Genomic DNA, 25,365 nt, shown 5'->3' with positions numbered 1-25,365 from the left:
TACTTCGGGTGCATAAGAGCATCCCGGAAAAATGAGGACTGATAGAAAACACTTTGGGCCTGCATCAGAACACTACAAAATTTGCAAAAACCTGCTGGCCAGGTTCTTTATAGTATTGCCAGAGCGGTTTCAGGTAAACTTTATACGTAACCTCTCCGAGTTTTGCATCCGAATCTTTATAAATAAACCTGATGCGCCCCGGAACAGGTGCTGCTTTCGCTTCTTCCATCGATTTGTTGAGCCAGACGCCCGCCTTATCCACACGCGCAATTTTGTCGCTTGTTATTACAGGAAGATAGGAAGAAATACCTGATGATTCTACTACGAGTGTACCGTCCAGATCATCCCAATGGTATTTTAAATTGGTAGGAAGGGTGATGCGGGTATTCAGGCTAAAGGTTTTTGCTGATGGTTGAAATTCCGTGTTGGCGATGCTGCTGCCTCCATAAAACATAACTGAGCCCGAGACGAAAGTCAGGAAGACATTGCCCCGGTAAGCCTCGTAAATAGGGTCAGCGGTAAGCTCGACCGAATCTTTTCCAACATGGCGAAAGGCATGGGAAACATAGAAAGGATATCCTTCTATCAGCGGCATCACGTCATCCTTGTTCAGTTTTGCTGCCGGCACCTCTTCCCCGTCACCCGTTTCCTGCAGATCTACCTCTTTGTCAGAGCAGGAATTGTATACCAAAACAAACAGCAATGTCCAGACAAAGGGAATCAGGGTTTTCATGATCTTAACAGTTTATAGTGTTGAATGAAAGCACTTTCAGCTTCAAAAACACAGACACCAGCTATGGAAAGTATCGTTGCATTGGGGTTGAAATATTCTTGAAGATTTACTCTCACTTCACCGGCAAGATATCCTGGCGTCATTCGCTTTTGCCGCAAATCGAAGAAAACACAAAAATCCTGATATCTGCCTGATGAAATTTCTGTTTGACGAGAACAAACTTCTACCTCCCTTCGGAAGTCGGGATACCCAGAAAAGGATAAATGTAATTATAGAAGTCTTCCGGGATAAAAGGTTTGATAAGATAACCTGTAAAACCATTTGCCATAGCCCGCTCCTTTTCATCTTCAAAAGCAGATGCCGTCAGCGCAATAATCGGAATCTCAGCGTTGGTCTCCCGGATAAGCCTGGTACTTTCAAAGCCATCCATAACCGGCATCCGGAGGTCCATAAGGATCAGATTGTAAGCACATTGCGTAAACATCTCGAAAGCTTCCTGCCCGTTGTTGGCGGTATCGTACAGAATATTGCGGCGTTTTAAAAGCATGGTCGCGAACATCAGGTTTGTTTTATTGTCATCCACAACAAGCACCCTCGCCTGCGGATAGGAGATCGCCCCCAAAGTTTCGTCCTGATAAACCTCGTTTCCAAGTCTTTTCCTGGAATATCCCATCACAAGCTGGAAGGAAAAAACAGAACCTTTGCCTACCTCGCTTTTCAGCTCTATTTCACTTCCGAAAAGATGCAGCAGCTCTTTGGAGATAGCCAAACCCAAACCTGTGCCTTCGTGTTCGCGAGCGACAGCAGCTCTGGCCTGAGTGAATAGTTCAAAAATGACCGGTTGCTGGTCAGCGGCTATGCCAATACCTGTATCAATGACCTCAAAACGCAATTGTATAAACTGGTCGTTCCGGCTCAGTTCCTTTACTACAAACCGCACATAGCCCGTATATGTGAACTTAACTGCATTGTGGATCAGATTGGTGAGCACCTGATTGAGCCGCACCTTATCCGCCACGACCTGGGGCGGCAGCTGTGGATCGATATCAAAAATCAGCTTAAGGCCCTTTTCCTCGGTTTTAGGAACAAAAGTCTTTCTCAGGTTCTCAAAAAGCAATAAAGGATCAAAAGGCTGTGGATCGAGCACAACATAGTTGGAATTGATCTTGTTAAAATCCAGCACATCGTTTACCACGGCCATCAAGTGGTCAGATGAAAACTTCAACGTCTGTAAAAGTTCGCTGGCTGCGCCCTGGCGGCTTTCTTCCTGCATCATAATATGCACGATCCCAACGATCCCATTGAGCGGTGTGCGGATCTCGTGGCTCATCATCGACAAGAAATCCGACTTGGCACGGGTTGCGTTTTCTGCAATTACCTTTTGCGCTTCCAGGGCTTCGTTCTGCTGCTGTAAGGAATACCGGTAAAAAAACTCACTTTTGGCCCGCAGATAACCTGTGCGGGTAATGATGGGGAAAATCACGTAGCTGATCAGTAAAAAGACACCTCCGTCTTCGAAAAAAGTACTCAGTTGTTCTTTGTTACCAACATAGATCGCCAACGGATACAGTACGATGGCCAGTACAGCACATAGCAGCGCGTAACGCACCGGCCACCTCAGTACCAGCCCAGCAAATATCACCACAAGGGTCAGGTTGATGCACGAACGGGTGTATGATCCGCGCGGCTGGGCAAGCAGGTAGGCATAAAAACAGATCAGCAGCACATAGGCGGCCAGGGTCATATGCTGCCCGGATATCCTGCCCTTGTAATTTAAAAACAGCAGGATCAGTAAAAAAATACCGGATATAATGTGCACCGGGAGCAGTACGTAAAAATAAGGATCCTGGGCCAGGTAATAGCTGATCGCAGAGGCGGGGTTGCAAATGATGAAAGTAATGCAAAACAACCGGTTTGAAAAGAGTAGCCTGGACTCAATTTCTCCCCGCCAAAGACTTTCAAAAGGTTCTGTGTATGTAATATTTTTCAACAATGGCTTTCCCAAATTACAACTGATGGTGTATGTGTATATAGAATTCCAAACTTTGCTACAAACAACTCTGAAACAATATGTTATAATAGTCAAACATACACATTACCGGTCAATCAAACGGCAAGTCCTGAAAGAATTCTTTTAGCTCGCCGGCATCCAGCAGTTTTTTACACAATCCTACATTCAATGGTTTTTGCTGGTATTCGATTACTCTCTTAAATGTCAGGGCTTTTGATCTTTCCGTTTCCTCCGTGGCCGAACTGACCATCACGATCACCAGCCTTTCAAGGTAGTGCCGTTCCTGCACAGCCTCGAGGAACTCCCAGCCATTCAGAACGGGCATATTGATATCCAGAAGGATCAGAAAAGTGGTCTGCTCCGATTCATAATCGTCAAGATAGTCAAGTGCCTCTTGCCCGTTGTAGCATAATACGGTATCAAAAAGTACCCCACTTTTTTTTAAGAACATTTCATGAAGGAACAGCATGATCTTATCATCATCCACCAGAAGTATTTTCAATTCGTTACTCATTGTTGCATTGCACTTTATCAGCTTTGTAAACTATATTTTTAATAACCGTATCCAGCTCATCTGCTGAATTCCGGATATGGTGAAGGATTTCTTTTCTGCTGAGTGTATCATACTCCTCCAGCTTCAGAAGGTCTATGAGCCCCATGAGCCGCGCAAGCGGCGCCCTGACAATATGCGACTGCATCCATGCTATCTCCTTAAGTTTTTTGTTTTGAAGCTTTATTTTTAAAAGGTTCTGCTTGTAGTCCGTGATGTCTTTCAAAGACCCTACCGCCCTGATCGCAACGCCATTTGAATTCCGCAAAAATATAATCTTGTGCTCTACCAGCGCTGTTTCGCCGCAGGCTCTTGTGAACCTGAATTCGGACAACATTGTTTCTCTGTCCTTGTCGGCAACCGCAGATTTCAACTGCTCAAATATCCTGCGCCGATCTTCGGTGTGAATGTTATCGAACCAGAGATTTTTATTGTAGTATCTCAGGTCGTACCCGAAAATATCCTGAAATCCATGCCCGAATTCGATCCTGTCTTTTTCTATATCCCAGTCATATATCGCTTCGTTTGAGCCTTTTAATATCAGCTTGTAACGCTCATTGCTCAAATTGAGGGCATTGGTCTTTATCACGGTCTCGGTGATGTCACTCGAGTTGATCACTACCCCATTCACAGCTGGATCGTCGGTCAGGTCTGTTGCAGTTGTGGTGATCCACCGCCATTTCCCTTTCGAGTCCAGAAACCTGTAAGGCTCTATTTTGATCTGTTTCTTGTCGGCAAGCCCCGAAAATGCTTTTTTAACGCGGTATCTGTCCTGGGGATGAATGAAATCTATTACATTTTTATCTGTAAATTCATCGGACTTAATCCCCATAATCGGATAACTGCTCTGGCTTACAAACCGGTAGCGGCCATCTAGGTCTACAATTGCGATCAGATCTGCACTTTCACGCACCAGCGCATCCAGCCTTCGTTCGCTGGCCCTGAGCTGCTCTTCTTTTTCGACTCTCTCAGTGATATCTGTAATGACATAGAGATACACCCCCGGCAGGATGTGGGGTTTTGAATTGAAATTACCGACCATTAGCGAACCGTCCTTGCGCTGTAACCGCACGACTTCATTTCGTGTTTTTCTAATGAGGGAATTTTTTCGGGAGCGGGGAGATCCTTCTGACGGCGGAAGGTTGAATAACTGTCTGAGGTTGATCTTTTTCAGCTGCCTTCTGGTGTATCCGAACATCGCGACAGCTGCATCATTAAAGTCAATACATTTTCCGGTTTCGTCTCCGATAAACATGGCGTCACGGGTATGCTTAAATGTCGCCTTGAATTTCTCGTCGGTCCTGCGCTTGTCGATGATATCCTGGATGATGGTGGCCATAAAACCTGTGATGTCCGTAGACAAAACCAGTTCGGCCTTTCGCCCTTTGAAATTGATCATATTGCTTTGGATCTGAACATCGATGATATCCCCGTTCTTTTTCCTGTGGCGATAAGTCCCTGAATTGAAAAGCCTCCTGTTTTTCGTCGCCGTTTCACTGGCCTGGACTTCCATGGGAATATCCCGGATCGGACGCAGGTCATTAAGGGTAAGTTTCAGAAACTCAGTTTTTGAGTATCCGTAATGTCTGATCGCAGCTTTGTTAACATCCAGAAATGAGAAGGTTTCAATATCGTGAATCCACATGGACTGAGGATTAGAATCGAATAGATGATGGTAATCATACTCTGATCCTGGTTTTCTGCCTTCGGAATTTTCTAAATTCTGTCTGCCATTAATCATAAAGGGTAAAATATAATACCTACAAATGTATCTTTTGTCCAAAAAATGTGTGGCTTTTACCAATCAAGGAACGGTTACAATACAGCATCTTTGATGGCATCCAGCGATCGTGCGTCTTTTTCGCAGGTAAAGTATGCAATCTAGAATTAAATTTTCCGAATTATTGTAGAATTAGTATGACTGTGTATCGCATAAAATGCTGACTAGCAATGCAACTATTTATATATTAGACAATTATGTAGTATACTATTTATTTTACAAAACTATTTTGTCGAAAATATTTTGTAATACGGGTCGCTATTTCCCGATTTGCGCCCGATTCAGGCTTCCAAATTCATTTATTTCAAAATCAGTGCACGAAGCAAAGATCAAGGTTTCCAAGAGCGGCGCGGCGGAAACGCCCATCGCCATAAAAGTTAATCTCCGGAACACCAGAGGGAATCAGGCCCGTGAATACGTCTGGTAGCATACCTGGCATGCATTTTTACATTCAGGGATATCGCAGGCGATATTTGGTTGCCGTGTCTAAACCTTTTTCATTATGTCACCAACAATAATCGGGATTTTCGAGACTGCCGAAGAAGCACTTGAAGCCAAAGAAGCGCTGGTTAACAGCGGGTTCGACATCAATACCATTGAAGTCGGATTCCATGTCGATAATCAGGACCGCGGCCCATATACCGACGGCCAGGTCACCGATACCGGTGAACACGACAACCATCTTTACCTCAAATTTTCAGGAGATGATGAGTACGCTGACCGAACCGGGGGCACCAAACGTCAGGGTTCGCTGGTTACTGTGCACACATCAAGTCCCGAAGACGCAGCACGCGTCGCTGATATCCTGGGCGACTATGGTGCGCTGGACGTGAATGAATTTTCCGAAGGAAACCAATCTGATCAAAACCAGAAGCCGATCTGAAAAGCGATACGCGGCTTTTCTTCATTTTTTTCTTTGGGGACAAATGCGCCTACCGACAGCGTGAGAATGTCCACAGGCGCCAGCCATATTCCACCACCATAGCTGTAATGCCAGTTTCCGGAGGATTCATCCTCCAACCACACACGGCCATGATCAAAGCTACCGAATACGCCATACGTCAGCGGTAGTGCCGGATTATAATTACTTCCAATCCTTACCCGCAGATCCGTATCGTGCCATACACTGCTCTTTCCATAAAAGCGCTCGGTGCGATAACCGCGAAGCCCTTGCTTTCCTCCCAGTGTGGGCATCTGGAAGAATTCATACCCTTTACCAAAATTGACTCCCGTGCCAATTTGTGTGGCCAGTACAAAATCTTCTTTCTGGTCAAGGCTCTGGTAAAAGGAAATCTGGGCACGCAGTCCGGTAAACTGCTGGTCCTCTTTCAGGTTACTGGTCCAGTTCAGGGAGGTCCGGAAACGGATGCCTGAATGTGGGGCAAAAATATTGTCTACGCTGTTGAAATCGAACAAAAACCTTGCTCCCCCGAAATACTTGGTCTGGAAAATATCAGCGTCCAGATCGTTCTCAGCGCTGGTAATAAATCTGCCTCTCGTGGGCTGAATATCTGTCAGATCAAATGACGGGCCGAGGGCAATGAACCCGTTGTTTCCGGCAAAGTGTTTTTTGATCGCCGGGTAAATATGTACTGCTGACTGACGGACGCGGTAATAATCAGCATCATCAACCGGCCGGGTAGAATTATTCCCCAAACCGGCATAATTAAATGCATAAGTAGGCCCTCGGTAATAGGTATCGAGATAAAAATCAAAAGTTTTGAACGCATGAATAAAATCGCCCGTGTAGTTTACCTTAAAGCCCTGTGTTTTAAAGGCAAAACTTCCTCCAAAATTATGAGTAGCCGCATAAGGTTCTTTTTTGAAACCATATTTCGTAATGCCTACACTGGCCCCCAAAAGAAAGCCGTCATCAGGATTAATACCCAGTACAGGTGCCGGAATGGATATATCATAATTACTGTCGGCACTTCTGCGATCATACACATTGTACCGGTAACGGCTCGTCCTTTTATCACGGGTATCTGGTCCGGCAATAATCTTGTTATTTTTCAGATCGTCGTATACAAAAGTTTTTCCGCCTGGCGCCCTCACCCTGGCACTGTCCGTAAATACATCCTTGCCTAACCCGCCGATCAGCCGCAGCCTGATTCCTTTATCCACATCTCCGCTCACAATAAACTCATCATCATCACCATTGCCGTAAATATTGATCGACTGTGTAACGCCTGTTTCAAAGATCCTTTTGTAGTTCTGATGTTTGATGTCGCCTTTTTTATTGATTTCGTACACGGTAACACTTGTACGTTTGTTATCCAGCCGTTCTATCAAAAAACGTTCTTTTTCCTCCGTCCCGATCACATTCACCGACTTGCTCACAAAATCATAATGCGTCCTGGCGATGTTCAGCAGATTGTCCCGGCGGTGTTTGATGTTTTGGATCAATGCAGGGGCGGATATCTCCCTGGCTTTTTCCGGCCAGTTTTCGAACGCACTTTTAATCACATCATCGGTGAGATTTTGCTGGATAAACTTCACCTGCGCCTCCCACTGCCGCCACTCCAGTCGGTTCAGGAAAGTCCTGTCAAACAGCCTTGCGCTCCAAGTAGTCCATTTCGGGCTCTGGATTTCCGGCTCGAAGCTTTGCAACTGCCGCAGGAACGGCAGGGTAAGCCTTGCTACGCCCGTAAGCAATCCGTCGTACATAGAGAACGCCTGATCGCGGTCGCGCGGGATCGGTCTGTAGAGTGTTGTTCCATCTTTTTGTTTGATGGAGGCCCAAACCCACTGGTCGTCATGCCGGTCCCAGTCGCCAATGACAAAATCAAAAAGGCGCGTCCGCAATGCCCATTCCTCATCCACTTTGTTTTTGCTGTTTTCAAGCAGACTTTCCACCAGATCAGGTGTACTAACGATCTTGTCGGGATTACCGAAAAAGGCAGCCTGCTTCCATCTTTTCCCGTCCGGTCGTTCTTCAAGCAGGTTCATGGTGCCGCCAAAAGGTGTGTTAAAAGCTGCCAGAGCGGGCTGGGCAGGCACATAATACAGCCGCGGATTGGTGTGATACACCTGCACGGCATCGGCCATAGCTGGCATCAACAGCGGCGCAAAAGGATTGGTAGACAAAAAGTTGTCCTCCACCAGATATTTCGCAGCGATCATCTGGTTAAAAGGGAACGGAAGAAAACGGCTGACATCTTTGGTAAGGCCCCGAAGCGCATATTCCTTTCCATCGGCATCGCGGAGCCGCAGGGAATTGGTCTGATTTCCACCGCCCTGCTTTACCGGTACCAGGCCGCCCTTATAAACGGAAAGGTCCAATACCGGGAACTTGTATTTTTCAAGATAGAGTTTACGGTTGTGTTCTCCGAACATGAATTTATGAAAACCTCCTACGGGCTTTATTTCATTGCTGGTCACAAACTGACTGACCGAGTCGGCGTGCAGATTATACTCCGAAAATGCGGTGGTGGAATCAGGGGTTTCGGTCACAAGCCTGTCTTTGACCTTTATGCGGAATACGAGGGTGGCATCCTTTCCGTCCTCTCCTACCTGCCAGAAACTCGCCCAGGTTTCGCCTCCTTCGTAAAAGCTCAGTGTAGAGTAGCCCAGGCCGGAAGATGCAAACAATGACCCCTTTCCCAGTCCTACCGGGCTCCTTTTGGAGCCACTCCCGCTGACGATAAATTCCTGCCCGCCGTTTTCAATGTATTGCAAAGCATGCTCGTGGCCGCTGGCAAAAATGAATTTACCGTTTTTTCTTGCACCTGCCAGCACCGCTGTCCGCAGGTCCTTGTAGTGTTTGTTGGCCACATCCTGCCGCGATCCGATTGTGCTCCGGAACAGCGCGCCTATACTTCCGAGCACGGGCAACGGTATGTATAATTTGGGGTTGAGGTCCGTGAGCGGAAAAATATGCTGTCTCATCGTAAATCTACCCCCATGTGGGCCATAGGTATAGGGCGGGTGGTGCATGGCAATAACCACATTTTTACTGCGATACTTACGCACCATATTCTCAAATATGAACCTGAAATATTCCCGGTTTTTGATCTCACATCCGTCATTTACCTTCGTATCACGGTCCCAGTCGGCGAGCCACCATTGCGAGTCGACCACAATTACGACCACGTTATCGTTCAGTTCCACGGCTTCCGGTCCGGAACATCCGTCGAGCGGGAAAAAGTAATTCTCCCACTCCTCCTTGTCCTTCTTCCCCCTGCGTTCGTTCAGGTAACTGTCCACGTACTTTTGCTGCCGCTTCAGGCCCTTTACGCCCCAGCCGCGCCAGTCATGATTGCCGGGCACGAAAATAGGCCTGCCTTTGAAATCATTCAGGGTTTCCAGCTGGGAGTTCATACGAAATTCAGCTGTTTTCCGGCGGATCGAATCTTCGGCCGGCGGCATTCCGTTTTCATAAATGTTGTCCCCGAGAAACAATACCGAGCTGTTTTTATCCTCGCCGGCAAGCTTCGTTTTGAGGTATTCCAGCACCGGGGCACGGTTTGCAGGGGAATCGTTACCAGCGTCCCCAACCAGGTACATGGTATGTTTCAGTACCAACCCAGGCGCAGGTGAAGACGCCGCCCATTCTTTGGACTCACTGGTTAATTGTAATTTGTAGCTGGCGCAAGACCATACACCGGCCGACAGGATCAGAAGAAACAGAATTTGTAATTTTCGATTCATATCATGCACAGCCTAGCTGCTTTTTTTCTTCTTGAATTTCAGGATATTACCATTCGACAGATCGTCCCCTTCGTTGGAAATGTACATATTTCCGGCTTTGTCAAAAGCGATCCCCTCGGGCTGAACAAAAGTATTCCCGCTGAGGTGATAGGCTTGTTTTACTTTCCAATTGACATCTGTGACGACCAGCAGCTTATTCACCGCCGAAACAATGTACCAGTCGCTGGTAAGCGGGTTGCGTGCCAATGCCGACGGACGGAAACCTCTTTCGACCCGGTCTGAAATGGCCTTGATCTGCTTTACATCAATAGAGAATTCCCCAACTGTCTGAGTCGAATCTCCACCGGGTTTCACGATATAGCCGGTAACGCTCACCCTGGAATCGTCCTGTTTACAGTTTTTACAAAGAATATAGAGAGTACCGGATGCTTCGTCCCCGTACATGCCTTCATACTCTCCCTTAGGTACCAGGTTTTTGATTTCCCTTACATTTTCAGGTTCTTCATATATTGCTTCGGAAAGGGGCAACGTATACAATATCCCGTTGCTTTTCAAGATGACAGCCTGATCGTTCAGGATAGAAACATCTTCGTAGTCCCCCTTTTTTCCAAACTTCGCGTGCAGCTGCTTGTTCACCCCATAGCCCAACCGGAACAGCTTGCCATCCTCATCCTGAACTGCATACACCGTGTCGCTGTTCCCTTTTTTGAAGGCAATCCCTGAAATCTCGAACAAGCTTTCGGGCATATTGAATTCTTCCGGCTTTTCAAGGTCGTAGTCTTTGTAGTCTACATGCTCCTTCTGCAGGGAATTACAGCCGGAAAGCGAGGCCAGGGTAAATAGGATCAAAAATGTCAGGGGGGTAAATTTCTTTGTCATAAATTGTGTCTATAATGCCGGGTTTAAATCTTCGGTCTTTTCATTCAGCAAACGATAAATCGCTTCCTGTGAACGGATTCCGTCGGGAAGCGAAGAAATCCGCACATTGTTCAGCTCAGTGTCGATTAATACAGCCTGCCGGGTGTCCCGCCATTGCAGCGCAATAATCCTGGTGAGCTCGTGCTTTAATTTTTCATCGTAAATAGGAACACATACCTCGATCCGGCGGTAAATATTACGGTTCATCCAGTCTGCCGACCCCATATAAACCTCTGGATTATCGTTGTTGTTAAAAATGAAGACACGCCCGTGTTCCAGGAACCTGTCCACTATACGCCTGACAGTAATATTTTCGCTTTGTCCTGCAATTCCCGGAACCAGCCTGCATATACTCCGCACGATCAGATTGACCGTAACGCCTGCATTGCTTGCCTCATACAGCTTGTTGATCATCACTTCCTCTTCCAGGTTGTTCAGTTTGATGGTAATACCGCAGGGCAGCCCTTTTCCGGCATTTTCAATTTCCCTGTCAAGAAGTTCCAGGAACCTGGCCTGCAGGTTAAACTGTGCTACGAGCAAGTGCCTGAAAGATATATGATCCGTTTTCTCCGCTTTTTTCTTTTTGCTTAAAAAACCAAAAAGCTTCTCCGCTTCTTCGAGCATCGGCTGAAAAGCAGTCAGTAAAATATGGTCCGTATAGAATTTCGCTGTGCCTTCATTGAGGTTCCCGGTTGCAAAAAGGCCCAGGTATGGCAATTCATGGTGTTTTCGTTTCACCAGCGCAATTTTCGCATGCACTTTGAGCGCATTGACGCTATGGACAATTTTCACCCCGGCGGACTTCATTTTTTTAGCCCAGCGAATGTTGTTGGCCTCGTCAAACCGTGCTTTGAGTTCCACCAGCACAGTCACTTTTTTCCCGTTCTTAGCCGCACTGATCAGGGCATGCGCGATTTTGGAATCATGTGCGACCCTGTACATGGTCGTGTAAATCTCCCTCACGTCCGGATTGATCGCTGCTTCGTTAAAAAACCTCAGAATGGTATCGTAGGTCTGGTAAGGCGCGTGTACCATCATGTCCTTGCGTGAAATGGATTCAAACAGGGTCGCCCGCAATACGCTCTGCACTGCCGGCCAGCTCGGGTACGATTGTGCCGGGTTATTGAGCGGAAATGATGAGAGGTCTTTGAGGTTATGGTATCTGCCGCCTTCCACGACGGACGCGTTTTTAAGGTCGAAGGTCTGGATGATGTTCTGCAAATGCCTGAGCGGCAAACCGGGTTCATACAAAAGCCTGGTGGCAAAACCGTAATCGCGTTTGCTCAACTGTTTTTCAAATTTCTCAGCCATATCATCCCCTTCCCCGGCAAGCAGGTCCAGTTCGGCATCACGGGTAATTTTGATGTTATATGATTCAATGGAGATTGCCTTGGGAAAAAGGCTTCTGAGGTTGTTCCTGATAATGTCTTCCAGGAAAACAATGTAATTTTCGTCTCCCTCCTGCACGCTCAGAAAACGGTCCAGGTTAGCGGTTGGGATATTTACCAGCGCAACCTGCTCCTGACCAGCAGAATTCATCGTAATCACAACCAGGTACAGCAGGTTATTTTCAGGAAAAAACAATGTATCGCCTTTCAGAAAAACCGGCTGCAAAAAACCGGCGACCTGAGCAAAAAAATGGCTGGTCAGAAATGCGGATATGCTTTCGGGAGCAAGCTCTTTATAACAAAAATGAAATCCCAGGCTGCTCAGCGCAGTTATTACAGATTGGGTCAGTATTTTGCCAAACTGGTCCTGCTGACGGTTGATGATCTCAGTGGCCTCCCTATAGGCACTGCCGGCAAGATCATGAACACTGTTCTTTTGCATGACCGGTATCCTCACCCGGTAAAACTCGTCAAGATTGGATGAATATATCGATAGAAACCGGATCCGTTCCATCAGCGGCACCGACTCGCTGGCAGCTTCCATTAATACTCTTTCATTGAAAGAGAGCCAGCTTAGATCGCGGTTAAAATACCGGTAGCTTCCCATGAGCAGTCATTTCAATGTTCAAAAAGTATGGAGGCGATCACAAAAGCAAGCACCGAAACGACTACCCCAAACATAAATACGTTGTAGGCCACCCGGAGCAGCCGGTATTTTCTTCCCAGCACTACCCCCTGCGAATACACGTCTTTGGTAAGGCTTCCGTAAAGAAAATCACGGTCATTCATCATACGTTGCATGCCGTTGGCATAATCTGTATACGACATCCGGTAGAAGTTACCGAAAAAAAGCAGGTTCACGTTTTTGGTATCTATATCCTCCTGCGTAAAAGTACCATGGGGGATGGTGGGCCGGGTCGATAAGATTGAAAACACCATCGTGATCATACAGATCGTCAGCAGCAACATTGTCGGGATGATCAGATAAGTATTGTCTTCCAGTTTTCTGACGAGTACGCTCAGTAACACCGAAATGATAATGGAGGTGGTCGTGATCATGATATGTGCCTTGTTATCCGCCATATCGCTAAGCCGCTGGTGATTGTTGGAGCTGATCCGGAACATCGTTTCTATGCCTTTGTCCGGCCGGTCATTTTTTGGTTTTTTAATCTCCGTGATTTCCGGACTCTCTTCAGCATTATCGGCCACCAGCTGAATCTCGGCCGGTCCTTCATCTTCAAGGGTTGCTTCCCGGTCTTTTTCAATCAGTTTTTCGAGATTCTTCCGCTTTTGCTTATCCAGCATTTCCCTGCAGTAATCAGTCTGGTAGGTGTGCGTTTCCAGGAGCTTGATCGTGCTTTTTCTCCATTCCGACTTTTCAATCTTCTTCCCGATCCTTTGTTCTGCCTCCTTCCGCACCAGCTTGTTCCAGTCGGAAAATTCGGGCGTTCCCAAGTGAAAAAGGTCCGCATCGCAGACGATCTGCTGCAAAAAGTTTTCAGGTTTCTGGGGCCAGATCGTGGCACGGATACAACCTTTCACTTCTTCGATCACCTGTTCGTCTATACCATCGGATCTCAAAAATTCCGCAGCCATTTCGGCCCCCCGCTCTTCATGTCCTTTGGCCTCTCCGTTGCAATAGCCGGTGTCATGAAACCAGGCAGCGGTTACCACAATAAAAGTATCTTTGGCTTCCAACCGGTAATGATTCGCAATTTTGACGGCGTGAGACACAACTGACTCTGTGTGAGTAAGGTTATGATAACTCAGCTGTGACAATGCTCTTGTCCCAAAAAAATGATGAACGTGTTCTTTTACTCTATCGAGCCGATGGTTGTAATTCATGAAAAGGTCCGTTTATTTGAGTAACCGCTTAAAAGACCTGGCTTCAGTCCCAGCCTGAATCCAGATTCACTCCAATCCTTAATGCTTTGAGTCCCGTAACACCCTGCAGTTCTTCCAGGTCCAGGTACTCGAGATTGTCCTGCAAAGTATTATTTCCCTGAAGATACCTGATGTATCCCACATATTCTTCGGCTGACTTTGCATTGAAATAAACCAGCGCGATTTTGCCCGGCTGGGTGAGCCGCTCCCCGGTACCTTTGATACGGACCTTGTCGATGCGTTTTTTGATTACCTGGTAACGGATGTTATAGGCCCCCTCCACGTCGAACCGACGCTCGTCGTCCCGGAAACTGATATCTATGCTGCTCGAATGAATGAATATAAGCTGAGTCGTTTCCAGCGCCTTGACCATTTGCGGGACGAGGGAATTGGTGATCCTGGCAATAGCGGCCATAGACGTCAATTGCCACAGACGGATATTTTTAAGGTAAAGTTCGCTGAATTTTTTCTCCGGCTCGATCGCCTGGCCTATATAGATATCATACTCAATACCATCGGTCCTGAACTTCTCGAAATAACATGGGTACGACAACTGTATCTCTTTTCTGAAAAGATCAAGGTACAGGTTGACCGATGAATTGATCATCTGCATCGATGCTTCCAATGCTCTCCGGTTTGCATAGCCGGCGCCTTTCTGCTCATCGATGATCTCAAAATACTTGTCAATCACTTCTATCAGCCTGGCTTCCGTTGCTACGGCTGCTCCCGGAGTGAACCCGGACTCTTCCAGGCTGTCCTCCTTGAAATGCCTTAAAAACGGGTGAGCTTCGTTTTCAAGAAAATCCTTCACCTTCATCTCATCATTGTCGGTGCTATTTTCATTGATTTCTTCAACCCATTTTCGGCATTTGAAAATCATCTCATCGGCAAGCCCGAACCCAAGTCTTTGCTTTAAAATAGTAAAGGTTTCTATCAACGAGTTAAACTGAAGTTTTAGGTCCTCTTTAAGGGCAATGTTACGCTCTACCGTCGAATTCCGGATATCAATGGCACCGTACAATGGGTACACATTTCTGAACTGAATGTTTTCAATAACAGCCGACTGCGGATTTACTAGCTGGTCGCGCAGGTAATGCCAGGCTGTTTCACGGAACCTCCATTGTACCGCAGGCTGCAGGGACGTAAATTTCTCCCTGATCACATTGTCGATTTTACTGTTGAATTCATCGCTGTGATTTTTCATGATCTGGGCGATGAGCGGGAGCGCGGGGTCGAGTTTCGAAAGCACTTTTTCGTTCATGGCTTTTTGTTCTCTGGAATATACCTCCAGCAAACCCACAACTTTGTTGTCATAGTAAACCGGTAAAAGCGCATAGGCTTCAACACCATCGTTTTTCAGGACCCGTATAAAATCCTTTCCTTTCTCATCTTCACCGTCCAGGGTCCTCATAAAAAGCACCTTGGGTTGCTGAAAGTAGTGATTTGCCATATTCAGGTACATTTCCTCTGCATGATCGTCCTGAGTTGCCGCCTGCATGAGTTTGCTGTACAGCACCGCGCTCCGGTCGAACACCAGCTTGTTGTTCACCTTCAAAACCGGTACCAGGCCAAAATCAATGTAGCTATCCTCCACCAGCATTTTCAATGAACTGGCGATGAATTTGAAATAGGTGTTCGGATCGTTGGAAGAACGGTCAAGAATGGCATTTTTGATGTTTTCGACTGCATGCTCGGCCGTAATATCCGTGAGCGTGATCACCGAGAAGCCTTCAAAACGGAAGAGATCATCGGGAAGCAGCTGCGCAAATACATTGATATCAAAACTCTCCTGCATTTCCTTGCGGAGCTCGTCAAGATCGAGCTCTGGAAGGCTCCCTTTCGCATATACGTCACAAAAACTGTTGTCGATGTTCAGCCTGTAATATTTCTGAAGGCCTGATTTCTCGTCATTCAGCGTAATGATCATGTCCTTCTGGTAGACAGGCGGAAAATGGTAAAGCCTTTCCAGAACGAAGGAATAAAGCATCCTCACCTTTTGCCTGGCTGTAACTCCGGACTCATCGATGAGGTCGCACCTGAGCAAACCTGTGGACTTTTCGGTAACGAGGTTGTAAAAACCCGGGGTACCATAAAACACGATCGGACTTACCGGCACGCTGAGTGCCCAGTAAACCTGCTTTTCATCTGCTACCGGTGGTACAACCAGGCCGTAAATGAGGTCAAGCTGCTCTCTGAACTGTGGGATATCTTGTAGAGGGACATCACCCGAAAATGCAGGATTCCCTTTCAGCTTGTCGAGTACCATCCCAAAAAAGGTCTTTTTGACCGTCTCGGCTTCGTCCGTTTTCTTCTCGATAAAACTGATGAACTTCCGGAAAGAAATGGATGAATCTATTTTGTGGGCGTTGTAGTTCGAATTTTTTGTTAAATCAATAATAATTGGTTCCATGTTTATATATTGATTTTAACATTAGTATTACCGTCGGCGCTTCCGACGAGCATATTATTGTTAATTTTTTGATAGTCATAGGAGTAAAATCAAAGGTAAATTGGTGACCTGATTTATCCATCGGATCACCAATATTAAATTTTTGTGTTTTTAATTAAAATGAATGCATGAAGGTTTTCACCGTACATTTTCAGACGGTCTGCACCTTTTTATCTTTGATCGAAGGTTTGATGATCATTCTCAGGGACTGGTCTTTTGTAAAATAGGCTATCATCCAGTTGTACAGCGTCTTTACGCGGTTACGGTGGTTGATCAGCGAGACGAGGTGAATAAAAAGCCACGCAAGCCAGGCTGTTATGCCTTTGAAATGAACCTTTGGGGAAGGAAGGTCCACAACCGCCTTGGCCCGCCCGATAATCGCCATGGAGCCTTTGTCGTTGTAGGCAAAAGGACGTAACGGCTGATGCTCGGCTATGACATCAAAATTCGCAGCCAGGTTTTTGCCCTGCTGAATTGCTACCTGCGCAACCTGCGGGTGCCCGTTCGGGAAGTTCTTATCAGTTTGCTGCAGACAGATATCCCCGATAGCGTAAATATTGTACGAACCAACGATTTTGTTATAAGCATCCACATTGACCCGCCGCCCGCGCCCATAGGCTTCCGGAGGCAATCCTTCAAAAACCGTCCCGGTCACCCCCGCCGCCCAGATCAGCGTCTTGGTTTCGATCGTGTCACCTTCTGTAAAATACACTTTATCGTCTACAAAATCCACTACATGCGTATTCAGCTTTACCTTTACGCCAAGTTTCGTGAGCTCCTTGAACGTATCCTGCTGCGATTTGACACTCATGGGAGAGAGTAATGCGTCACCGCCGTCGACAAGATAAATTTCACTTCCTTTTCCTGCGAGCTGAGGGTATTCTTTTCTCAGTATCCCATTCCTCATTTCAGCAAACATTCCCGCTATCTCAACGCCTGTGGGGCCGCCCCCTGCAATAACAACTGTCAGCAGCTTTTTTACTTCCGCCGGATCATCGCACAACGTGGCCTGTTCCATTTGCAAAAGCATTTTATTACGCATTCCGATCGCATCTTCAAGGGTTTTCATCGGTGTGGCATTGTTTTTCACATTTTCCATCCCGAAAAAATTGGTCTCTGCCCCTGTTGCAAATACCAGGAAATCGTAAGTCAGCTCTCCGTTGGACAGGATCACCTTGTTTTCATTGGGCACAACTCTGAGAAACTCCCCCATGCGGAAATTGATGTTCTCTTTTCCTGAGAACAGCTTCCGGAAAGGATAGCTGATACTCGATGGTTCCAGAAACGCAGTAGCCACCTGGTATATCAGCGGTGGAAAAAAATTGTAGTTATTTTTATCCACGAGCGTTACTTCAAATTTATTGCTTTTCGAAAGACCCAGAGCCAGATTGACGCCGGCAAATCCTCCTCCAATGATTACAATGTTCATAATGTTAGTGATTATCAATTTAGGGGGTTATGTTCAGTAAGATGTGAGTATAATGCATCATGATAGCCTGACAGTGACAAAATCAATGCCAGCCAGCCGAAATAATTCTATAGCAAAAAGCCACGACAAAATCGCAAAGTAGCTGATAATCAACCACAAAAATAATAATCACAGCAACTTATACCGAATTAGCGATCAGTATTCAGAAAAAAAAGGGCATTATTACCCTTGAAAAAAGGGGGATTTTCTTGTTGAACAGTGTAAAACAATACAAGGTCATTTAGGCGATGCTGTCCGTCATTTTTCCCGATTTCTTTAAATATCTCACATAACCATACACTGCACCCAAAAAAATTACGATTCCGGTAAAAACAATAATTCGTGTATTACTGTCCTCGATCAGCTCCGGATACCTGAAAATCAGAATTGCAGATATACCTATCAACCATACCAGCAAGGTATTATACTCTTTTAACAACCACCGCTTATAATTGAACCTCATACCATTAAACGTCGAGGATATTCCACTAAAACTGATCAGCCACCGGTTTACCCGCTCACAATAGTCATCGAACTGCCGGCCAAATTTGTTTCTGAGAAAATTCTCCTCTGCCAGCACAATCGCCTGATAGATAAACAGAAACAACGGCATCACAATCCCCACATAAAACAGGGAATTGGACAGCACCCCTACGCCCAGCAGCATCAGGATATTTCCCACATACAGCGGGTTACGGCAATGCCTGAAAATCCCTTCGGTCACAAGCTTTTCAGCGTACACTTTTTTGTCCCGCCCGCCCCGGATGATATAGGCGAGGCCAATCGTAATACCCCGGATGATTTCGCCTGAAAAAGTGATCAGTAAACCCAGGATCACCGGCCACAGATAATAGTTTTCGCCGAACTGCTCCGCCGTAAAAATCATGGGCGACGGAACAAACAAAAGCAGATATAAAAATATGAACAGGTTATTCCTGTACTTGAAAAAGAAATTACCTATTGCTATCATGATTTTTTATAAGCTATCATTCCGGAAAAATTATACCATTTGAAAAACGTTTCGCAATCTGCAAAGCCGGCCTCCTTCAACAGGAGCAGGTTTTCAGACAGTTTGTAAGGGATCAGAACGTTTTCCAGCGCTTCCCGTTTCTGGGAAATTTCCATTTCACTGTAATGATTCCGGCGCTTATAATTATAATAGTATTTGATAAAATCACGGTTGAAAATACTGCTCTCCGCCAGCACCTTTTCCACAAGCAGCAGCACACCGCCAGGATTGAGACCTTCATAAATGTTCCTCAGCAATCTTTCGCGGTACAGTGGACGCACAAATTGGAGCGTGAGGCAAAGGATCACCACCGACGCATTGGCGATCGGAAGCTTTTCCTGGTGCAAGTCGCCTACCGTGAGTTCGTACGGACGCACAAAACCTGCCTCCTTTAACTTCACATGGCACTTGTCTATCATTTCCGGCGATTCGTCAATTCCTATAAACTTAATGTCCGATGGGATCAGTGCATCAATTCCGATCAGGGTGGTTCCGGTTGAGCAGCCGAGATCGTATACGTACGACCCCTCTTTTGCATGGTCTGCTGCAATTTCAGCCAGCATGCGCTGGGTTTCATTGTAATACGGAACCGACCGGCTCACCATGTCGTCGAAAACGTTGACTACCGTGGTACCGAATTTAAAATCCGAAACCTTTGTAATCTCATCTTTGAAAACCTGGTCCTGTCCATGATTTTTACTGTTCTCCATCGTAATAAGTTTAGTATAGATTTAATTTCAGTCCTTCCATTTGTCTGAGCCGAAGATCTTGTCCCAGAAATCTGAACTGACCCCATAACCTTTACTTGCATCGTAGTAATGGTGTTGCATATGGTGCTTTTTCAGTTTTTTCCAGAACGACGACTTAAAATTAGCATGATGAAGTGCATAATGGCTCATATCATAAAAAAGATAACCTGTAATAAATCCAGAAAAGAACGCAGCGACATAAAACTCCTTCATCATAAGCGAAAACAAATAATAAAATCCCGTGGCCAGCGGAATACTTACTGAGGGAGGCATGACGAGCCTTTTAGCATCGTTGGGATAATCATGATGCACACCGTGGAAAATAAAATGGATTCTTTCCATCCACTTGCCACGGGGGTTGAAATGAAACACAAACCTGTGCATAAAATATTCCGTAAACGTCCAAACAAACAGGCCTCCTGACACGAAGAGAACAAAATCATACCAGGGAAGGCTGCCAACTACCAGCGATTTCCAGGAGAAATAGAAAATAACCGGGACAAATATGAAAAGCGGGACACTAAAATGAACTTTTGAAAGTGATTCAAGGACATTACTTTTGAACATCCTGGAAGATTCTGTGGAGTTTGAGACATAATTTTTAGCCATGTCACGATGGTTTTATACGCTGAATAATAGTTTTGCCGGTAGCTGTATCAGTTCCTTTTAATTCTATATAAAGCACATTTGGAGACCAGAAGCTCCCACCGTCAATCCGGATGAAAACCCTGTCGAGTATACATTCCTTTGTATCTATTTTCGCATAGACATGGTATTCGTTTTTTTTGTCCCTCCGCAAAAACAACGGCAGCTTGGAGTAGGCGACAGAGCGGAGCTCAAATGCAGAATTACCAATCGGTTTTACATTGACACCATATGCAAATTTACGCTGGAGGTAGTTGAGATCCCTGCGGATCCCGCCGTCGGTGTACCTGATCCAGAACGTATTAACAGGATTCCGCTCGCTTAACCGACCCTGCTCGTCAAAGTTAAGCTGATAACAAATTGTATTCGTATTGGGGTCACGCTGAATGTAAAAAAGTAATCCGGGGATATTCTTTGGTACCGGAAATTCATCGGAATCCATGAGGGGATCTGATAAATCTCTGCCTGCAGAATGACTTCCTGAATACGGGTTTAGCAGCAGGCAAATTGCCATGAACGTGCTGACTACGTATTTCATAAGTAATAAAAACTGCTATAAATAAATTGCCTGAGCGATCATTTCGCGGTCACATTCACCAAAACGTACCACTTCTTCCACCATTTCCGCATCGCCCGAAAAAGGTCCCGACGACTGGATTTTCAATGTTGCCATGGCCGCACCGAATTCTCCTGCTTCCTGAACGCCCGCTCCTTTTACCTTTTTGCTTAAATAACCTGCCATGTAAGTATCCCCGCAACCGGTAGCATCTATGATCGCGGTGGGCTTGTATGCAGGAATCTGGAAGAAATGATCGTCTTTGTAAATAAGTGAGCCTTTGCTCCCCAATGTGATGATCACTTCTTTAACACCAAGCGCTGCGAGATACTTCGCGCCCTCGATCACATCGCTCGTACCGGTCACTACTTCCATTTCAAATTCATTTGCCTTTAAAATGGAAACGTGGGCAAGCGCCTCTTTTTTGTCCGCCCAGTCGGTATAAAACACCTTCTTGTTCTCCACGTACCTCAGGAAACCCTGAATATCCAGCGAAACCATTCCTTTGGCTGCAAGCACTTTGAGCAGGTCGACCGTGATGTCATCGGAAAGCAGCGGGCCGAGATGGAAAATCTTCGCGTCGATAGCGGGCATCTGGGCAACGGTGAAAGGGGCCGCTTTCTGCAGTACATTCTGCTCGCGGTGGTCCTGATTGGCACTATATATGTTTTCGAAGTAAACAGTATGGGCGCTGTGCTGGGAAAATACCTCAATATTTTCATCCCTCAGCCCCGCAACGATGTGGTTTTCTTGCTCAGCCAAAGCTGTCACCAGCATATAGCTGACATCAAACTTCCGGAGCGCCTTCGAAAAATAGAAGGATGTGCCGCCGGGCATATAATTAGTAGACTGGGTCGTTACCACCTTATCGAGTGTGATATGCCCTATTGTACAAATATCGTACATGATCATTAAAGTTAATTTTACCGCAACTGTTCACGCCGCGACAAAAGTTGACAACTAACCCAGACTTTTTATGGTGTCTGCCGTCCGGGCAAAATCCGTAATCTCAACATCCGCATCCGAGACATTGAGCTCGTGCCCGGAAGTTTCATCCCAACCTTTCACATTCAGCCAGATGGCCTTGCAGCCCAGTTCCTTGGCCGGCAAAATGTCTTTGGAGTAGGAATCCCCCACCACCACACATTCCTCAGGAAGCAGGCCCAACTGATCGATCCCGAGCTGGTAAATTTGCGGGTTGGGCTTCCGGACGCCAACCACAGCAGATTCCACAACGGCCTGGAAATAATCCCTGATGCCAAAATCCTGTAATACATTGCTGATGTTCCCGTAAAAATTGGAAACCATAACAATGGGGTAATTTTCAGCCAGTTGTGCCAGAACAGGCTGTGCATTTTTCACGGTAGTGTGTGCGAACCCGTTGCATTCTTTTGCAATCGCCTCGATCATACTCTCATCCAATTCGAAGCCTTTTTTTCTCAGAAAATCGAACTGCTGCCCGACTTTCAGGAACAATACATCATAAAAAACATGATGCGGCTGGATGATCGGGTTCAGGGCCAGCGCCCTTTCTCCGAATGTGTAAGCCTCTGCAAATGATGCCCTGTCAATATTTACCCGATTTTGCTGGTAACTATCCCATAATACATTGGCCCAATGCAAGCCGTTTGTATCAATTGTCCCGCCGTAATCAAGTAAAATACCTTTTATCATTTTTTATTTAATTTACTAATAATCAATCGCTTGCACCCTCTCGCTGAGCGAAGCCGCAGTGTCCCGTTTCGTCTTCTTACTCATCAATGCCAGCCCTATCGCTATCCAGACAATTTCCCTGATCCGCATCACTACACCGATAAAAATCCCCTGCGCGGCGGGTAAGCCTACGCTTTTCAAAGCCAGCGCCAGGCCGCCTTCGCGGGTACCGAGCTGCATCGGGAAAAAGAATATCAGGTTGGCGAACAAGGATGAACCGGAACTGATGATCAGCGATTCGGACAATGTCATATCCAGGCCAATAGCGTGTGCCGTAAAGAAAATCTCCAGGCAGCCCACAACACGGGCCACAAACTCATAAAAAAGGGAGGCATAAAATACGTTTCTCCGATCTGCGTACAATACCCTGATCTGTTCGTCAACCTCGTACAATGTCTCCGCATTTTTCAGTGCAAATTCACGGGCTTTGTTTTTGATAAAAGGCACTTTTTCCAGCAAACGGAAAGTGTTTACCATAAAGCCTTTTTTATATACATTGATAAACCAGTAACCCAACACAACGCCCGCTATCAAAAGCAACCCGCAGCCTGCCAGCAGCATATTGTTCAGCGGCACTACTGCCACGATCAGGATTATGGAAGCCAGCCAGAACAGTACATGCGAAAACATGTGCATCAAACTGTATAACAATACGGAAGACGTGGCTTTCTGAATTCCCAGCGCGGGTTTCAGTTCCATGATCCGGTAGGGTTCCCCGCCCAATGCTACAAAAGGCGTAATATAATTGATCGCATAACCCGATATCGTCAGCCTTAAAACAGACCAGAAAGACAGGTTACTTTCGGGCAGACGGGGCTCGCGGATGATGGCACGGAAAGCAAAGGCATTCAGGACATAGATCACCAGCCAGCTCCCGATCACGGGCACAAACCATATACCTGTTTTTTGGATTCCCTCCCAGATCACGACCGGCCCCGTGCCATAAATCATATAGCCCAGCGAAGCGATCCCGATGATCAGAAAAAGCGCCTTATATACTTTTGAACCCATTGAACTTGCCTGTCAGAATTTGCTGATGAAAATAACGGCTCACCTTTTCCTGGTTTACGATCATGTAAATCAGGATGGGGTTAAGAACAAACATATCAAAGAAGAAATAAATCCATGACTGGTCGAGAAAAAGCCATAAAAACAGAAACAAAACCCTTGTATTGAACTGTACGATGTTGGTATATTTCATCAAAGGCTTGTTCTGCGCCCGGAAGTCCGTCACCAGCTCGTGCGGTAATCCGTTGCTGAATTTCTCCCTTACTACGCCCAGCAGCTTTTGCAGATTGGGCGAAAAGCTTTCCTGTAACTTGGTATAATTGAGATAGGTACGGGCTATGAACTTCATCCCGAAATCGGATTGCCAGCTCAGGCTGTCATATTCTCTTTGAAGGTCGCGGCTGTTGTCCAGCTCGCTACCCGACGTACCTTTGATAAAAAACAAATGCACGTTCCGGTAATAATCCGCCATGGCCGACTGCACCACGTGAGAGGCCCCTGCCAATACGCCCGGCACCCATATCCAGGCGCTCCATCCTTCGTTCTGGCTGCGGAGACATATTGCAATGTGAATGGCGATAAACCAGAAATCTCCGGCAGCGCCATCGAGTATCCGGCCGAGCCTGCTTTTGTCGTTGGTCATCCGGGCAAGCTGTCCGTCGGCACTGTCGAGCGAGTTGGCAAAAACCAGCAGCAACATCCCAATCACATTGATCCAGAGTTCCTGATAATAAAACAGAATCCCCGCAGCAACCCCGAAAAAGATACTGATAATAGTGACAGGATTGGGCCTGAGTCCAATTTTGGCACAAAACAAAGCGATCTGGTAGCCGATCGGGCGGTAAAACCAGATATCGATCTGCTCCTCTGTATCGTTGGATTTCAGGGAATTTTCAAATGCTGAAACTTCCTTTCCGGCTCCTTTTTCTTCGTGCTTTTCTTGGGTAACTGTGTCCATTAATTATTGCTGGTGAATTTCTGGTAAAGCATTTGTGCAATATGACCTGCCGCCTGCTCCCGGCAAGGGGCAAAACTTGGCCAGTCGTTGAGATCGATGATCCGGAAAACACCGTCTTTGCCAACAATAGCATCGCCTCCATACACATCAATTCCCACTACACCGGCTGCTTCTGTGGCCACTTTCTGCAGTTCGGACTGATCAAACGAATAATAAACGGAATCACCATTGATGCTCTGATATTCCGAATATTTGTGATGATTGTTATCGTACGGATAAAACCAGAAAAAGAAATCAGTCCCGCGAACGCCGTAGAATTTCACCAGGTCCCCGACAAGATGTTTGGAAATCACCGCATCGGGAATATCCCGCAATGCATATTCCCTCAGAATTTCCTTGGCTTCTTCCTTTGATCTTGCAAAGGAAACATCTTCCTTATGGATTGCATGAAAATCACCTCTTTTGATCCAGTAGCCTTTTCCGGTAATACTGTCAAAAACTTCATCCCCGGTATAGCTGGTCGGCACAATGTAACTATCCGCGACCGGTATATTATTTAGGTTCAATGCGTTGGTAAGGTTGGTACGAAAGCAGTTTTCGATGCCAAATGCCGAATTCACTACGTGTGTCCCGTTTTTTTCCAGCTTCTGCAACTTGCCCACCACTTCTTTCTGGCGGGCCATTGTAAATATTTTCTGATGATTAACCGCTTCCGCATGCAGGAATTCATCTTCGCAGCAGATCGTGATCTTACATCCCAGTTTTTCAAGCTCCTTGGCCGTCAGGGAAAAAATCGCATCGTCGTTTCCGATATGGTTCGGCGAAAATTTCCTGTTACGGTGCACGCCCAGTATTTCTAATTCATTCATGTACGCTGTCGGCAGGTATACGTTCCT

General features: G+C 46.3%; 20 protein-coding genes. 1 reads left to right on the top strand and 19 read right to left on the bottom strand.

What is annotated here, in order from left to right:
* Nucleotides 1–64 precede the first annotated feature (64 nt).
* The 4 genes from FBF61_RS28360 to FBF61_RS28345 all read right to left on the bottom strand — a co-directional run bounded on the left by FBF61_RS28360 (nt 65) and on the right by FBF61_RS28345 (nt 5,035).
* Complete coding sequence (locus FBF61_RS28360; RefSeq protein ID WP_138483845.1) at nt 65–733, bottom strand: hypothetical protein; 669 nt, start codon at nt 731–733, stop codon at nt 65–67.
* A gap of 223 nt (nt 734–956) precedes the next feature.
* Entirely contained in the window at nt 957–2,723 is a 1,767-nt protein-coding gene (locus FBF61_RS28355) for a response regulator (RefSeq protein WP_138483843.1), read from the bottom strand.
* Between the two features lie 112 nt (nt 2,724–2,835).
* Complete coding sequence (locus tag FBF61_RS28350) at nt 2,836–3,258, bottom strand: response regulator (RefSeq protein WP_138483841.1); 423 nt, start codon at nt 3,256–3,258, stop codon at nt 2,836–2,838.
* A complete protein-coding gene (locus FBF61_RS28345; RefSeq protein WP_138483839.1) occupies nt 3,251–5,035 on the bottom strand; it encodes a PAS domain-containing protein in 1,785 nt (594 codons plus the stop codon). Before FBF61_RS28345 ends, FBF61_RS28350 begins: the two co-directional genes overlap by 8 nt.
* Nucleotides 5,036–5,576: 541 nt before the next feature.
* Between FBF61_RS28345 and FBF61_RS28340 the strand changes: the two genes are divergently transcribed.
* Entirely contained in the window at nt 5,577–5,957 is a 381-nt protein-coding gene (locus FBF61_RS28340) for a hypothetical protein (protein WP_138483837.1), read from the top strand.
* On the opposite strand, the gene FBF61_RS28335 is transcribed toward FBF61_RS28340, so the two are convergent.
* The 15 genes from FBF61_RS28335 to FBF61_RS28265 all read right to left on the bottom strand — a co-directional run bounded on the left by FBF61_RS28335 (nt 5,936) and on the right by FBF61_RS28265 (nt 25,338).
* Nucleotides 5,936–9,724 carry a metallophosphoesterase gene (locus tag FBF61_RS28335; RefSeq protein WP_138483835.1) on the bottom strand — a complete coding sequence of 1,263 codons (3,789 nt, stop codon included), beginning with the start codon at nt 9,722–9,724 and terminating at the stop codon, nt 5,936–5,938. The two genes, FBF61_RS28340 and FBF61_RS28335, sit on opposite strands and share 22 nt — an antisense overlap.
* A 12-nt stretch (nt 9,725–9,736) precedes the next feature.
* Nucleotides 9,737–10,603: an SdiA-regulated domain-containing protein gene (locus tag FBF61_RS28330; protein ID WP_138483832.1), complete on the bottom strand. Its 867-nt coding sequence runs from the start codon at nt 10,601–10,603 to the stop codon at nt 9,737–9,739.
* Nucleotides 10,604–10,612: 9 nt separating this feature from the next.
* Complete coding sequence (gene ppk1, locus FBF61_RS28325; protein ID WP_138483830.1) at nt 10,613–12,637, bottom strand: polyphosphate kinase 1; 2,025 nt, start codon at nt 12,635–12,637, stop codon at nt 10,613–10,615.
* A gap of 11 nt (nt 12,638–12,648) precedes the next feature.
* Nucleotides 12,649–13,875: a Pycsar system effector family protein gene (locus FBF61_RS28320; protein ID WP_138483828.1), complete on the bottom strand. Its 1,227-nt coding sequence runs from the start codon at nt 13,873–13,875 to the stop codon at nt 12,649–12,651.
* Between the two features lie 43 nt (nt 13,876–13,918).
* Nucleotides 13,919–16,324, bottom strand: coding sequence for a GAF domain-containing protein (locus FBF61_RS28315; protein WP_138483826.1), 2,406 nt, complete (start codon nt 16,322–16,324; stop codon nt 13,919–13,921).
* Between the two features lie 190 nt (nt 16,325–16,514).
* On the bottom strand, nt 16,515–17,792 hold the full coding sequence (locus tag FBF61_RS28310) for an NAD(P)/FAD-dependent oxidoreductase (protein WP_138483824.1): 1,278 nt from the start codon (nt 17,790–17,792) through the stop codon (nt 16,515–16,517).
* Between the two features lie 280 nt (nt 17,793–18,072).
* On the bottom strand, nt 18,073–18,801 hold the full coding sequence (locus tag FBF61_RS28305; protein ID WP_138483822.1) for a methyltransferase family protein: 729 nt from the start codon (nt 18,799–18,801) through the stop codon (nt 18,073–18,075).
* Nucleotides 18,798–19,550 carry a carboxy-S-adenosyl-L-methionine synthase CmoA gene (gene cmoA, locus FBF61_RS28300; RefSeq protein ID WP_205748325.1) on the bottom strand — a complete coding sequence of 251 codons (753 nt, stop codon included), beginning with the start codon at nt 19,548–19,550 and terminating at the stop codon, nt 18,798–18,800. Before cmoA ends, FBF61_RS28305 begins: the two co-directional genes overlap by 4 nt.
* A 27-nt stretch (nt 19,551–19,577) precedes the next feature.
* The gene (locus tag FBF61_RS28295) at nt 19,578–20,198 is read right to left on the bottom strand and encodes a sterol desaturase family protein (protein WP_138483818.1); all 621 of its coding nucleotides are present in this window, start codon (nt 20,196–20,198) and stop codon (nt 19,578–19,580) included.
* Nucleotide 20,199: 1 nt separating this feature from the next.
* Nucleotides 20,200–20,676 (bottom strand): DUF4833 domain-containing protein, encoded by a 477-nt coding sequence (locus FBF61_RS28290; protein ID WP_229215261.1) that lies wholly within the window; start codon nt 20,674–20,676, stop codon nt 20,200–20,202.
* Between the two features lie 111 nt (nt 20,677–20,787).
* Nucleotides 20,788–21,696 carry a PfkB family carbohydrate kinase gene (locus FBF61_RS28285; protein ID WP_205748324.1) on the bottom strand — a complete coding sequence of 303 codons (909 nt, stop codon included), beginning with the start codon at nt 21,694–21,696 and terminating at the stop codon, nt 20,788–20,790.
* Nucleotides 21,697–21,750: 54 nt separating this feature from the next.
* Complete coding sequence (locus tag FBF61_RS28280; protein ID WP_138483812.1) at nt 21,751–22,464, bottom strand: HAD family hydrolase; 714 nt, start codon at nt 22,462–22,464, stop codon at nt 21,751–21,753.
* A 15-nt stretch (nt 22,465–22,479) separates the two neighbouring features.
* Nucleotides 22,480–23,514 (bottom strand): lysylphosphatidylglycerol synthase transmembrane domain-containing protein, encoded by a 1,035-nt coding sequence (locus FBF61_RS28275; protein WP_138483810.1) that lies wholly within the window; start codon nt 23,512–23,514, stop codon nt 22,480–22,482.
* Complete coding sequence (locus FBF61_RS28270; RefSeq protein WP_138483807.1) at nt 23,495–24,469, bottom strand: CDP-alcohol phosphatidyltransferase family protein; 975 nt, start codon at nt 24,467–24,469, stop codon at nt 23,495–23,497. The genes FBF61_RS28275 and FBF61_RS28270 overlap by 20 nt, the downstream gene beginning before the upstream one ends.
* Entirely contained in the window at nt 24,469–25,338 is an 870-nt protein-coding gene (locus FBF61_RS28265; protein WP_138483805.1) for a hypothetical protein, read from the bottom strand. Before FBF61_RS28265 ends, FBF61_RS28270 begins: the two co-directional genes overlap by 1 nt.
* Between the last annotated feature and the right edge of the window lie 27 nt (nt 25,339–25,365).

It is taken from the genome of Dyadobacter bucti, from assembly GCF_005869225.1.
Classification (GTDB): domain Bacteria; phylum Bacteroidota; class Bacteroidia; order Cytophagales; family Spirosomataceae; genus Dyadobacter; species Dyadobacter bucti.
Note: the sequence above shows the minus strand (reverse complement) of the source record. Positions and strands in the feature narration are given on the sequence as shown.

Excerpts from the sequence above, each read along its gene's own strand:
- FBF61_RS28360 (WP_138483845.1), bottom strand. The coding sequence starts at position 733 with ATGAAAACCCTGATTCCCTTTGTCTGGACATTGCTGTTTGTTTTGGTA.
- FBF61_RS28350 (WP_138483841.1), bottom strand. The coding sequence starts at position 3,258 with ATGAGTAACGAATTGAAAATACTTCTGGTGGATGATGATAAGATCATG.
- FBF61_RS28345 (WP_138483839.1), bottom strand. The coding sequence starts at position 5,035 with ATGATTAATGGCAGACAGAATTTAGAAAATTCCGAAGGCAGAAAACCA.
- FBF61_RS28340 (WP_138483837.1), top strand. The coding sequence starts at position 5,577 with ATGTCACCAACAATAATCGGGATTTTCGAGACTGCCGAAGAAGCACTT.
- FBF61_RS28335 (WP_138483835.1), bottom strand. The coding sequence starts at position 9,724 with ATGAATCGAAAATTACAAATTCTGTTTCTTCTGATCCTGTCGGCCGGT.
- FBF61_RS28330 (WP_138483832.1), bottom strand. The coding sequence starts at position 10,603 with ATGACAAAGAAATTTACCCCCCTGACATTTTTGATCCTATTTACCCTG.
- ppk1 (WP_138483830.1), bottom strand. The coding sequence starts at position 12,637 with ATGGGAAGCTACCGGTATTTTAACCGCGATCTAAGCTGGCTCTCTTTC.
- FBF61_RS28320 (WP_138483828.1), bottom strand. The coding sequence starts at position 13,875 with ATGAATTACAACCATCGGCTCGATAGAGTAAAAGAACACGTTCATCAT.
- FBF61_RS28315 (WP_138483826.1), bottom strand. The coding sequence starts at position 16,324 with ATGGAACCAATTATTATTGATTTAACAAAAAATTCGAACTACAACGCC.
- FBF61_RS28310 (WP_138483824.1), bottom strand. The coding sequence starts at position 17,792 with ATGAACATTGTAATCATTGGAGGAGGATTTGCCGGCGTCAATCTGGCT.
- FBF61_RS28305 (WP_138483822.1), bottom strand. The coding sequence starts at position 18,801 with ATGATAGCAATAGGTAATTTCTTTTTCAAGTACAGGAATAACCTGTTC.
- cmoA (WP_205748325.1), bottom strand. The coding sequence starts at position 19,550 with ATGGAGAACAGTAAAAATCATGGACAGGACCAGGTTTTCAAAGATGAG.
- FBF61_RS28295 (WP_138483818.1), bottom strand. The coding sequence starts at position 20,198 with ATGGCTAAAAATTATGTCTCAAACTCCACAGAATCTTCCAGGATGTTC.
- FBF61_RS28290 (WP_229215261.1), bottom strand. The coding sequence starts at position 20,676 with ATGGATTCCGATGAATTTCCGGTACCAAAGAATATCCCCGGATTACTT.
- FBF61_RS28285 (WP_205748324.1), bottom strand. The coding sequence starts at position 21,696 with ATGTACGATATTTGTACAATAGGGCATATCACACTCGATAAGGTGGTA.
- FBF61_RS28280 (WP_138483812.1), bottom strand. The coding sequence starts at position 22,464 with ATGATAAAAGGTATTTTACTTGATTACGGCGGGACAATTGATACAAAC.
- FBF61_RS28275 (WP_138483810.1), bottom strand. The coding sequence starts at position 23,514 with ATGGGTTCAAAAGTATATAAGGCGCTTTTTCTGATCATCGGGATCGCT.
- FBF61_RS28270 (WP_138483807.1), bottom strand. The coding sequence starts at position 24,469 with ATGGACACAGTTACCCAAGAAAAGCACGAAGAAAAAGGAGCCGGAAAG.
- FBF61_RS28265 (WP_138483805.1), bottom strand. The coding sequence starts at position 25,338 with ATGAATGAATTAGAAATACTGGGCGTGCACCGTAACAGGAAATTTTCG.